Source organism: Ilumatobacter coccineus YM16-304 (assembly GCF_000348785.1).
In the GTDB taxonomy this organism is placed as follows: Bacteria; Actinomycetota; Acidimicrobiia; order Acidimicrobiales; family Ilumatobacteraceae; genus Ilumatobacter_A; species Ilumatobacter_A coccineus.
In genome coordinates this window covers 2,037,788-2,050,069 of record NC_020520.1, presented here as the reverse complement: position 1 = coordinate 2,050,069, position 12,282 = coordinate 2,037,788, and the positions used below count along the sequence as shown (strand labels likewise).

Below are 12,282 nucleotides of genomic sequence, written 5' to 3'. Positions count from 1 at the left end.
TGCCGCCGCATCGGGTGATGGGGCGGGTCATGCGCTCAGACCCCTGTCGAGCGCGAGGTCGGCATCGAGCGGAATCACTTCACGCCGAACGCCGTCGGATTCGATCCACTGGTGTGTGCGCAACACGCGCACCCCGACCGCGTCGATCCCCGGAAACACCATGGTGGCGAGTTCCGCTGGTCGGAGAGCCCGACCGATCGTGACGAGTTCGGCGACCAGCTTGTGTCCCGTGTCATCGGGACGGAGGTCTCGGATCAGGGGTCGGACATCGTCGGTACGACGTTGCCCTTTGCGCTCACGTTCGACGAGCAGTTCGTCGGCGGCGAGCAAGCGCTGGGTGGCCGAGTCCAGCAGTTCGGGGTCGATCCCTGGCCCGGTCATCTCCCACGTGGTGGAAGTGACCTGTTCTTGGAGTGATCCGGTGGACGGATCACGATCCACGACTCTGGCGACGTCGATACCCACCGGCAACGCGTCACTCAACGACTCCCCGAGCGACGTGGTCCAGTCGCCCCAGTCGGACGCCGCCGGGTCGATGTCGGCGCCCTTCGCGAGATCGATGTCGATGTATTCGGCGACCGATTCGGCACCGGTCGGCAACGCGAGTCCGAAGCTCAACTTCGGACGAGGGGTGAAACCTTCGGTGTACGCCACGGGAAGATCCACTCTACGCAAGGCACGCTCCCACAGACGTGCACCGTCGCGGTGGCTCACGAAACGGACCTTGCCCAGCTTCGAGTACCGAACCCGCAGCCTCACCCCGACGTTCGATATCACCGCGCAGCACCTGTACTCGTGTGGTGTGCAACACCTGTACTCGTGTGGTGTGTCGTCATCTCGTGGCTCCGAGAGTGACGGGGACTTCGTGGCCGCGGGACAGATCCTGGCCCGTTCCCTGGCTGCCGCCGGCGGGAGCGACCGGCGAGGCCACGACGTGTTCGATGCCGTACCCGGTGCACACACCGCAGTCGTAGCACGGGGTCCAACGGCAGTCTTCGACACCGCTCTCGGCGAGCGCGTCCTGCCAGTCGTCCCACAGGAAGTCATGGTGAAGCCCTGCGGTGAGATGCGCCCACGGCAGCACCTCGTCCTCGTGGCGGTGCCGAAAGGCGTACCAGTCGAGCGACAGGTCCTCGGCGGTGAGCGCGCCGGTCCACCGATCGAGGTCGAAGTGCTCACCCCACTCCTGGAACGTGCCGCCCTCGCGCCACACGCGCTCGATCACACGGCCCAGTCGACGGTCGCCACGGCTCGCCACGCTCTCGGCGGTGCTCGCATCGGCGTCGTGCCACTTGAGGTTGACCGCACCGTTGCGGCGGGTGGCGTCTTGCAGCAGGCCGATCTTGCGACGCAGTTCCTCGCGGGTGTTCTGTCCGAACCATTGGAACGGCGTGTGCGCCTTCGGGACGAAACCGCCGACGCTGACCGTGACCGACGCCCGGTGCGTGTGGCGTTTGCCGATCTCGGCACAGTTCTTCGCCAGTTCCGCGATGCCGAGCACGTCGTCGTCGGTCTCGGTCGGCAGGCCGATGAGGAAGTAGAGCTTCATCCGCGTCCACCCTTGCGAGAACGCCGACTCGACCGCCCCGTAGAGGTCTTCTTCGAGGATCAGCTTGTTGATCACCTGGCGCAGACGCCACGTGCCGGCCTCGGGAGCGAACGTCAGCCCCGACCGGCGGCCCGAGTTGACCTCGCCGGCCAGGCCGACCGTGAACGCATCGACGCGCAACGACGGCAGGTTGATCGTGGTGCCGCATCCGATCGACATGGCATCGGGATGCGATTGGTGCGCCGCCTCTTGGTCGGCGAGCACGCCCTTGATCACCGGTTCGATGTCGCTGAAGTCGGCGGTCGACAGCGATGTGAGGCTCACCTCGTTGTACCCGGTGCGCTGCAGCCCGTCGGCGATCATCGTGCGCACCTGTTCGGCTGGGCGCTCCCGGACCGGGCGGGTGATCATCCCGGCCTGGCAGAAGCGACAGCCACGCGTGCACCCGCGGAACACCTCGACGCTGAGTCGGTCGTGGACCACCTCGGTGAGCGGCGTGAGTGGCGTCTTCGGGTAGGGCCACTCCCCCAGGTCGGCGACGGTGCGCTTGTCGACCGTGGCGGGCACGTCGTCGAACCGAGGCGTGACAGCGGCGATCCGCCCCATCGGTTCCCCATCGACCGGTTCGGCGTACGTGACCTCGTACAGCGACGGCACATAGACACCGGGCACCTTCGACAGTCGGCGCAACACCGACGCTCGATCGACCGCTCGACCGGCGGCGCGATCGACTTTCCACCCGTGCAGCACTTCGGTGATCTCGCTGATGACCTCTTCGCCTTCGCCGAGCACGGCGAGATCGATGAAGTCGGCGAGCGGTTCGGGGTTGAACGCACAGTGCCCGCCGACCACCACGAACATGTCGTCGTCGCCACGTTCGGCCTGGCGAACCGGTGCTCCGGCCAGGTCGATCATGTTGAGCACGTTGGTGTAGACGAGTTCGGCCGAGAGGTTGAACGCGAGGATGTCGAAGTCGCTCGCCGACCGATGGGTGTCGACCGAGAACAGCGGCAGATCGTTGGCCCGCAGTTCGGCATCGAGGTCGGCCCACGGCGCGTAGGTGCGCTCGGCGACCGCGTCGGAGCGTTCGTTGAGGATCTCGTACAGGATCTGCAGGCCCTGGTTGGGAAGCCCGATCTCGTAGGTGTCGGGGTACGCCAACAGCCACGAGACCTTGGCGGGATGGTGGTGCGGGTCGGCGATGCCGTCTTCGAGCCCGATGTACCGTGCCGGCTTCTGGACCCGAGCCAGCAACGGCTCGAGGTCAGCCCACACCGAAGTCATCGAACGATTCTACCGTCACCCCCTGTGCCGCAGGCCGGACCCTCCGTGCTCCACCTGGTTACGCCCATCCCGGATGGAAGTAACCAGGTTCACGCCAAAGTTGATGACATCGCTCCGGGAGCAACGTCATCAACTTGCTCGGCTGATCGGGTGAGGGTGGGGTGAACGTGTCGCACCACGACCAGGCCTCGGCGACGAAGTCGCCCCGCCGCCAGTCGCCGAGCGAAACACCGGATCTCACAGTCGAGCCGCAGGCGAGCGGCGGCGTCAGCCGTCGAAAAGGCGCATCCCCGACGCAGTCGGGGTGAGGCGACGAAGTCGCCGGGCGCTGACGGAGTCAGCGCATGCGCCGCATGTGGACGCTCTGGACGATGCCGAACATGGCGAAGTACACGATGAGACCGGAGCCGCCGTAGCTGATGAACGGGAGCGGCAGGCCGGTGACCGGCATGATCTTGAGCGTCATCCCGACGTTCTGGAACGTCTGCCAGAGGAGCATGACGAACACGCCGGCGCACAGGTAGGTACCGAGCAGGTCGCGCGACAAGTGGGCGATGCGCCAGATGCGGATGAGTGCGATGGCGATGAGGCCGAGCACCACGGCGCAGCCGACGAGCCCGAACTGCTCACCGACCGCGGCGAACGGAAAGTCGGCCCACATCACGGGGATGTCGCCATCGTTGGTGAGCGGCCCCTGGAGCCAGCCCTTGCCCCACACGCCCCCGGTGCCGAGGGCGCGCATGGCGTTGTCGGCCTGGTACGTGTCGTCGGCGCCGGCGGCCGACGGGTTGATCAGCGCCTGGATGCGAGCCACCTGATACGAGTTGACCAGGCGCCCGACGAACGCCGCTGCGACCGTGGCGATCGACAGGAACGAGATGGCGAAGATGTAGCGCACCTTCGCCCCGGCGACGAGCAGCACGCCCATCGCGATCGACACGATGACCGATGCCGAGCCGAGGTCGGGTTGCACGATCACCAGCACGGCTGGCAGCCCGACGATGATCAGCCCTCCGAGGAAGCGGGCATAGGAGACCTCTTCGCTGCGTTCTTCGGCGAGGAACGCAGCGAGCATCAGCAAGGTCGTGAACTTCGCGAGCTCGGCCGGTTGCACGTTGATGGGGCCGAGGTCGAACGAGATGCGGTCCTGTCCGCTGGCCACGCCGAGCAGGAACAGGAACACCAGGCTGACGACGGTGACGATGTAGAGCGTGCGGGCCCGCTCCTTCCAGAACTCGTAGTCGACGGCCATCACGCCGACCATCACCACCGCGGCGACGATGCCGAACACCACCTGACGGGTGACGAACGCGTACGGGTCGGACACGATGCGCCCACGCGACGTGGAGAACACGATGAAGCAACCACCGACGGCCAACACGACCTGCACGGTCATCAGGATCCAGTCGATGTTGCGACTGGGGTCGGCCGGACTCGCTTTGATGTTGCCGAGCCCGGAATCGGGCCTGCGCGTCAGGAAGGCGGTCACGAGGTCAGTATCGCAAAGCTGCGAAGCGTCGGAGGTGCCACTGGGTCACTCGGTGGTGCTCACGGCGGAGTACCGACCGGCGTAGCACGACTGATCGGTCAAGTCGTTCTCGGGCGCCGCGAAGATCGAGTTGGTGTCGAGCGGATCGGACAGCACGACCGGATCGGCCGGGGCGAGTCCCGACAACTGCATGAAGATGCACTTCACCACGGGGCCGGCGGCCTGCGAGCCGTAGCCGGCCTTCTCGAGGTAGGCGCTCACCGTGTACGGCCGCTCGGCGTCGGTGCTGTAGGCGGCGAACGCCGACGAGTCGTTCCACGGGTAGTTGTTGCGTCCCTGGGCCGTACCGGTCTTGCCGGCGAGCGGGATCGCCTCGGAGCCACGCGGGTAGTAGTAGAAGAGTTTTTCGCCGGTGGTCGAGTGGTAGTAGTCGCTGGTCGTGCCGGGGCCGTAGATCACGCGCTGCAAGCCGGTCGTGATCTCGTCTTTGAACTCCTGCGGGAATGGGATCTGTCGAACCAGATCGCCCCGCACGTTCGGTTCGACCGCGAACTGTGCCTGAGCGATGTCGGCGAAGCCGGGCTCGACGGAGTCGGGCACGCCTGGCTGGTAGATCGCCTTGACGATCTCGGGCTTCAGCACGAAGCCGCCGTTCGCGAGCGTCGAGTAGCCGGTGGCGAGGTGCAGCGGCGACGCGGACAACAAACCCTGTCCGATGGACAACTGGACGTTGTCGCCGGTGTAGTAGTCCTGACCTTCGGCCTCGGAGATCACGCCGAGCTCCGCGTAGCGCGCCTTGAGCTCCTTGTCGGGCACCGTGCCGTCGAATTCGAACGGTAGGGCGATGCCGGTGTCTTCACCGAACCCGAAGAGTCGCACCTGCTCCTGGAGGACCGGGCCGAAGTCGTTCTCGACCATGATGTTCTCGCCGATGCGGTAGAAGAACGCATCGCTCGACACCGCGAGCGCGGTCTCGACGTCGACGGAGCCGTAGACACAGGGTCGGCCGGTGCCGCTGCATGTGGCGTTCTTGAACACGCATCGCACCAATCCGGAGTTGCACCGGTCTTGGTCGATCGACGTCATTCGATACGTGCCCTCGTCGGTGTAGTAGTCGTTCACCCCCATCAAACCGGTGCTCAGCGCGGCGTACGCGGTGAACGGCTTGAAGGTCGAGCCGAGGTTGTAGCGACCCTGGATCGCTCGATTGACGAGGATCGACTCGTCGGGGTCGATCGGGTCGCCGAACTCGTCTACGGCCGGGAACAACTGCTCGAACTTGCCCCCACCGAGGTCGGACTCGAACCACCGGTTGTCGAACGTCGGGTAGCTCGCCAAGGCGACGATGTGCCCGTTCTCCCAGTTCTGGACCACGACCGCTCCCGCGGGCGCTTTGAACGGCACCTCTTCGGGGTACTCGGGGAAGAAGCGCTCGACGAAGTTCGTCTCGGGGTCGAGCCCATTGCGCGCCGTTGCCAGTCGTCGCAGCTTGAGCTGACTCTCGAGCGCCTGCTCCGCGTACTGCTGCTGGTCGAGATCGATCGTGAGTTGGATGTCGTTGCCGTTGATCGCCGGCACGCGCTCGATCTCTCGCACGATCCGACTCGACTTGTCGACCTCGTACACGACGTATCCCCACTGTCCGTGGAGCTCGCGTTCCATGCTCGCTTCGATGCCGAACTGGCCGACTCGTTCGTTGAGGAAGTAGCCGTCGCCGACGTAGGCATCTTTGGTCTCGGCGGTGATGCTGCCCATGTAGCCGACGACGTGACTGGCGAGCGGCGCATATGGATAGACGCGGCGCGCCTCTTCGATGATCTGCACGCCGGGCAGGTCTTCGACTCGTTCGAGCAGCGTTGCGGCGGTGCGCTCGTCGATGTCTTCGGCGACCGGCATCGGCAGGAACGGGCTGTAGACCTGGCTCTGGAACCGGCGTTCCATCTCTTCGACCGGCACGCCGACCCAGCCCGACACCCGGCTGAAGAGTTCGGTGCGGTTCGATTCGCTGCGCAGCACCTCCCAGTCGATGCCGACGGTGAGCACCCGCTCGTTGTCGGCGAGGATCCGTCCATCGGCGTCGAAGATGCGTCCGCGCTCGGGGAGCAACGGCACGGTGCGCCGCTTGGTCTGGTCGACCTCTTCTTGCAGCCCTTCCTGTTCGACGGTCTGCAAGAACCACAGGCGAGCACCGACGAGCCCGAAGAGCATCGTTGCGACGAGCGCCAGAACACCGAGGCGAGCGGCCCGCTTGTCTACTGCCATCGAACCATTCTGCCTGTCACACAACCGTCATACATGGCAGAACCGCGAAACTCTTCAGATCAGATCCTGGGTCGTCGGGGCGGTCCACTCGCTCCCCCGGACGCGCAGACACCATCGGGCGACCGGCACCATGATCGGACTGATCACCATCGAACTGAACGCGACGATGGGCACCACCTTCGCCATGTCGGCCGGCCACGGGTTGCGTTGGCCGATGAACAGTCGCACCACGGGCAGCAGCGCTTCGCCCGCTGCGGCGCCGAAGAACACGAAGATCGCGAGCAGCCACCACTGCGGGTCGGCGGCGATCAAGGCGAGCAATCCGGCCACCACGCCTGCGAGCGTGAACGCGATGGCCGTGGAGCCGAGCGGCGTTCCTTCGACGAGATCGAACATCATGCCGAGTGTGAACCCGGCGATGGCACCGCCTTCGGAGCCGCCGACGGCACCGGCTGCGGCGACGAGCGCCAACACGAGTTGCACGATGACGCCGCTGATCTGCAGGTCGACGAACAGCGTTCGCTGGAGGGCGAGCACGATCATCCCGACGGGGACGAGGCGGATCAGCGAACTCTGGTACAGCGCAGCGAGCACGTGCCGCTCACTGCTCGACTTCGGAGGCGGGTCGGTACAACACGACCTGCACGAAGTTGAGTCGGTCGAGGTCGGCGTTGAGCATGACTTCGAGGATGGGGCCGGCCACGCCGGGACGGTCGGCACGGTTGACGACCCGTCCGATCGGAATGTTGGGCGGGGCGAGGCTGTCGGCGCCGCCTGCCGTGGTGACCAGGTCACCCTCCTGCAGGATGGCGAGCGACGGGTTGTCTTGCAGGAACCTGATCTGCGGCAGGCGATCTTGTCCCTGCCCCTCCATCGCTCCGAACTCCTTCTGGAATTGCGGCAGCGTGGTGGTGGTGACGACGGGCGGGATCGTCGTCTGGACCGGGCTGCCGTCTGCCGGGATGGCCGGCGGGAGATCGAGCCCCTCGGGCACCGTCGTGGAGGTGACCGACGTCGTCTCGTCGGGGTCGGACGTGTCGGCCTGCGGCAATTCGAAGCGGTCGCCGAGCACGTCGAGCGCCGTCGTGGTGGTCGGTACGTCTGGGTCGACGATGTCGGCGATCTCGTCGTCGTCGAATCCCGATGGCGTGGTGGTGGAGGTCTCGTCGTCGGACCCGTCGCCGTCGACGCTGCCGGTACCGCCGAGGATCTCGACCGGCATCGCGAAACGCGGGTCGGTCACGAGCATGACCTGCGACGAGTTGAGGCGGACGCGGGTGACACGACCGATGAGCCCAGCGCGGTTGACCACCGGCATGCCGATCGCGACGTTGTCGAGGCTGCCCTTGTTGATCTCGATGATCTGGTCGATGTTGTTCGCCGAGGCGCCGACCACTTCGGCCTTCTCGGTGTCGATACCGGCGAGCGACGGCAGGTCGTTGAGCGCGAGCAACTGCTGGGAGTCGACGACGCTCGCTTCGGCCGCGGCTTGCGTGCCGATCAACTCGTCGACGCGCTGCTGCAGGATCTCGTTCTCACGTTCGAGGTCGTCGTAGTTGGAGTACGAGTCCCACGCCCGCTTCACCGGGTTGGTCACGACGTCGGCTGCGGTCTCGACCGGCGTCATCGCCACCCCGAACGCATCGCGGGCTCGGTCGAGCACCGCATTGCCCCGCAGATCGAGCGTGAGGATCAGCGCCGATGACAACAGGAGCGCGATGATGACTCGCCTCCGACCGACCGTGTAGATCGCCATGATGAATGACTGCTCCGGAAATCCGGACGGATCAGTCTTCGCCGCCCATCGACATGAGGCCGCGCATCGCGTCGATGTTCTCGAGCGCCCGGCCGGAGCCGATCACGACGCTGTAGAGCGGTTCGTGGGCGATTCGGATCGGCATGCCGGTCTCGTGGCTGAGCCGTTCGTCGAGGCCACCGATGAGGGCGCCGCCGCCGGCGATCATGATGCCGTCTTCCATGATGTCGGCAGCGAGCTCGGGCGGGGTCTTGTCGAGCGTTGTCTTCACCGCGTCAACGATTGCAGAGATCGGCTCGGCAAGGGCTTCACGGACGTGTTCTGTCGTGAGCTGGATGGTTCGCGGCAGACCCGAGATGAGGTCACGGCCGCGGATGTCGGCGGTGAGTTCTTCGTCGAGCGGCCAGGCCGACCCCATCTGGATCTTGACCTCTTCGGCCGTGCGATCACCGATCGCCAGCGAGAACTCCTTCTTCACGTACTGCAGCACCGCGTCGTCGAGTTCGTCACCGGCCACGCGGACCGATTGCGCCGTGACGATGCCGCCCAGCGAGATGACGGCGACCTCGGTGGTGCCACCGCCGATGTCGACGATCATGTTGCCCGACGGTTCGTGCACCGGCAGGTCGGCACCGATGGCTGCGGCCATGGGCTCTTCGATGATGTGCACCGGCTTGCGCGCTCCGGCGTACTCGGCGGCGTCTTGCACGGCGCGCTGCTCGACACCGGTGATGCCCGACGGCACGCAGCTGACCATGCGCGGCTTCGACCACTTCGACGCGTGCACCTTCTGGATGAAGTAGCGCAGCATCTTCTCGCACACTTCGAAGTCGGCGATGACACCGTCTTTGAGCGGGCGGATCGCCTTGATGTGGTTCGGCGTGCGACCCATCATCCGCTTGGCTTCCATACCGACCGCCACGGGGCGGCCGTCGTTGACGTTGATGGCGACGACAGACGGCTCGTCGAGCACGACACCTTGGCCGCGCACGTAGATCAGTGTGTTCGCCGTGCCGAGGTCGATGGCAAGGTCACGCCCCAGGCTGAGTGGGTTGTTGCGGGCCATGTTGTTGGCCCTCCTTCGCGAGCTGTTGATTCGAGAACTTCATTCTGGCACGCACGTTTGCGGCCGGAATTCATGATCGTTGAATGTTACAGATTCGGGAAGAAGATCCCGATTTCGCGGGTGGCCGACTCGAGCGAGTCGCTGCCGTGCACGAGGTTCTCGGTGAACAGGATGCCGAGGTCGCCGCGGATCGTGCCGGGGGCGGCGTCGCGAGGGTTGGTGGCGCCCATCATGTTCCGGACGACCTGCCAGGTGTCTTCGGGACCTTCGACGACCATCGCCAGGACCGGGCCGCGGCTCATGAACTCGACGAGCTCACCGTAGAAGCCCTTGCCGACGTGCTCTTCGTAGTGACGAGCGAGCGTGTCGGCGTCGAGCGTGCGCAGGTCCATCGCGACGATGTCGAGGTTCTTCGACTCGAAACGCGAGACGACCTCGCCGATGAGCTTGCGTTCGACGGTGTCGGGCTTGAGGAGGACGAGAGTGCGATCTGACATGGCCGAGAACGCTACCGCCCCACGAGCCCCGTCAATCGGTGTCAGACACCGATTGACGGAAGTGGCGCAGATGCTGCCCTCACCCGCCCCGCCCGTCATCCGGTGTCAGACACCGGATGACGCAGGCTCCACCTCGACGGCCAAGACCGACATGGCCCGAGCCATCAACTGCTGCAGCGATGGCGACGATTCCAGGCGGCGTTCGCACCGGGCTACGTAGCTGCGGGCCGCACCGTCGCCGAGTTCGCTCACGGTCGAGATCTCGTCGAACTCCAAGCCCGATGACCGGGCCACGAGGGTCTGGGCCGCGCGTCGCTCCGCGAGCGAGTGCACCTCCGGGCACGGCCCACTTGCCACGGTGACCGCCGCCTCGATCTCGCTGTCGCTCCAGCGGCCTGCCGCGTCGGGTTCGACGTCGCGCGCTCGCTCGACGAAACGATCGACGCGCGCTCCTCCGTGTCCGAAATGCTCGCGGACGAACGACTGGTTGAGCCACTCTCCGTCGGCGCGGTCACCGACGAGAATCCCGAGGCTCGACCATCGGTACGCCGCGAGTGGCGCATCCCAGCCCAGGTCGAGCGGGTTCGCATGGATGTACCGCACGAGCCACAGGCGATGTGCGTCGAGCGTGACCGGCACCGAATGGAAGCGACCACGGAAGACGGCGCCGTCGACCTGGCGCCGGGTGTTGGCCTTCCGAGTGAACTCGGCACCGAGCCACTTCATCGCCTCCGAGAGACGCCCCTCTCGAGATCGAACCAGCAGGTGAAAGTGATTTCCCATCAGGCAGTAGCAGTGGACTTCGAGCCCGAACCGCTCTTCGAGTTCGGAGACGAGGCGCACGAAGCACGCTCGATCGTCGTCGTCCCTGAACACGATCCGCCGTCCGGCCCCACGGTTCATCACGTGGTGCCAGGCACCTTCCCAGTCGATGCGTTGCGTTCGGCCCATGCGTCCAGTGTGACGACGGCGTGCCTCACAGTTGGCTGCGTCATCGGGTGTCTGACACCGGATGATGCGTCATCGGGTGTCTGACACCGGATGACGGGGTCAGTCGGAGAGGCGGCTCAGCGTGGAACGAGCGGCGCCGGCGGTGTAGAGGCTGCCGGTGACGAGGACGGCGTCGTCGCCGTCGGCGTACTCCATCGCTCGGACGCACGCTGCTTCGACCGACTCGAACGCCACCACGTGATCGCAGCCGAGTTCCTTGGCCGCTCGTTCGAGTTCGACCGCAGGAATGCCACGCGGCGTGGGCGCGGTGCACACGAACACCATGTCGAACTCGTCGGCGCGCAGCGCTGCCAGCATGCCCGCCGGCTCGCGCAAGGTACCCACCACCAGGATGCGGCGGCCCTCGGGATGGAAGTCGCCGAAGAACACCTCGGCACACGTGTCGGCACCCTGCGGGTTGTGCGCTCCGTCGATGATCGTGAGCGGCTGCCGCCCCATGATCTCGAACCGTCCGGGCATCGTGACCTCGCCGAACCCCTCGTGCACGACGTCGTCGGGCAGCGGAGCGGCGAAGAACGTCTCGACGGCCGCCAACGCCACCGCAGCGTTGGTCCCCTGATGAGCGCCGTTGAGCGGGACGAACACGTCGGAGTAGATGGTGGTGGGCGTGCGCAGGTCGAGCAGGCGACCGTTGACTGCGAGCGCGTTGCTGACCGCGGCGAAGTCGTCGCCGACGACCAGGCTCGTCGCTCCCCCGGCGTTCTCGAAGATCTCGATCAACTCGGGGTCGGTCTCGCCGATGATCACTGCGGAACCCGGCTTCACGATGCCGGCCTTCTCCTCGGCGACGTGACGCAACGACGGGCCCGCGAACTCGTTGTGGTCCATCCCGATGTTGGTCACGACCGCCACCTGCGACTGGACGACGTTGGTCGCATCCCACCGGCCGAGCAACCCCACCTCGATCACCATCACGTCGACGGCGATGTCGGCGAACCACCGGAACGCCGCCGCGGTGAGGATCTCGAAGTAGCCGGGATTCTGCCCGACCAGCGGCGCCACCTCGGCGACGGCCCCGATCTGCTCGCCCAGTTCTTCCTCGGTGATCGACTCACCGTTGCGCTTGAACCGCTCGGTGATGTGCTCGAGATGTGGGCTCGTGTACGTGCCGACCGTGAGGCCGTGCGCGGCGAGCAGCCGCGAGATCATCTGCACGGTCGACCCCTTGCCGTTCGTGCCGGTGACGTGGATGACCGGCGCGCTCAACTGCGGGTCGCCGAGTGCACCGCAGATCGCCGTGATCGGCTCGATCGTCGGAGAGTCGATGCGGCCCGTCTTCTGGTACGACATGTGCTCGTCGAGGTACGCGAGCGCGGCCTGATAATCCATGGGTGTCCTGTCGGGTGGTGATGCCGCGGATGGTGACGG

General features: G+C 66.0%; 10 protein-coding genes. All 10 read right to left on the bottom strand.

The annotated features are described in order from the left end of the window. Positions 1–27 precede the first annotated feature (27 nt). The gene (locus tag YM304_RS22325; RefSeq protein WP_015441404.1) at positions 28–759 is read right to left on the bottom strand and encodes a TIGR03936 family radical SAM-associated protein; all 732 of its coding nucleotides are present in this window, start codon (positions 757–759) and stop codon (positions 28–30) included. Positions 760–832: 73 nt separating this feature from the next. Next, positions 833–2,833, bottom strand: coding sequence for a TIGR03960 family B12-binding radical SAM protein (locus YM304_RS09220; protein WP_015441403.1), 2,001 nt, complete (start codon positions 2,831–2,833; stop codon positions 833–835). Positions 2,834–3,170: 337 nt separating this feature from the next. After that, the gene (locus YM304_RS09215) at positions 3,171–4,322 is read right to left on the bottom strand and encodes an FtsW/RodA/SpoVE family cell cycle protein (RefSeq protein WP_015441401.1); all 1,152 of its coding nucleotides are present in this window, start codon (positions 4,320–4,322) and stop codon (positions 3,171–3,173) included. A 45-nt stretch (positions 4,323–4,367) separates the two neighbouring features. Next, entirely contained in the window at positions 4,368–6,584 is a 2,217-nt protein-coding gene (locus YM304_RS09210) for a penicillin-binding transpeptidase domain-containing protein (RefSeq protein WP_015441400.1), read from the bottom strand. A 54-nt stretch (positions 6,585–6,638) separates the two neighbouring features. Then, the gene (locus YM304_RS09205; protein WP_015441399.1) at positions 6,639–7,178 is read right to left on the bottom strand and encodes a rod shape-determining protein MreD; all 540 of its coding nucleotides are present in this window, start codon (positions 7,176–7,178) and stop codon (positions 6,639–6,641) included. A gap of 7 nt (positions 7,179–7,185) precedes the next feature. Beyond that, positions 7,186–8,340, bottom strand: coding sequence for a rod shape-determining protein MreC (gene mreC, locus YM304_RS22320; protein ID WP_015441398.1), 1,155 nt, complete (start codon positions 8,338–8,340; stop codon positions 7,186–7,188). 31 nt (positions 8,341–8,371) lie between these two features. Then, positions 8,372–9,406 (bottom strand): rod shape-determining protein, encoded by a 1,035-nt coding sequence (locus YM304_RS09195; RefSeq protein ID WP_015441397.1) that lies wholly within the window; start codon positions 9,404–9,406, stop codon positions 8,372–8,374. An 86-nt stretch (positions 9,407–9,492) separates the two neighbouring features. Further along, on the bottom strand, positions 9,493–9,903 hold the full coding sequence (gene ndk, locus YM304_RS09190) for a nucleoside-diphosphate kinase (protein ID WP_015441396.1): 411 nt from the start codon (positions 9,901–9,903) through the stop codon (positions 9,493–9,495). Between the two features lie 105 nt (positions 9,904–10,008). After that, on the bottom strand, positions 10,009–10,854 hold the full coding sequence (locus YM304_RS22315) for a transposase (RefSeq protein ID WP_015441395.1): 846 nt from the start codon (positions 10,852–10,854) through the stop codon (positions 10,009–10,011). 99 nt (positions 10,855–10,953) lie between these two features. Continuing rightward, positions 10,954–12,243: a bifunctional folylpolyglutamate synthase/dihydrofolate synthase gene (locus YM304_RS09180; RefSeq protein ID WP_015441394.1), complete on the bottom strand. Its 1,290-nt coding sequence runs from the start codon at positions 12,241–12,243 to the stop codon at positions 10,954–10,956. Positions 12,244–12,282: the final 39 nt, after the last annotated feature.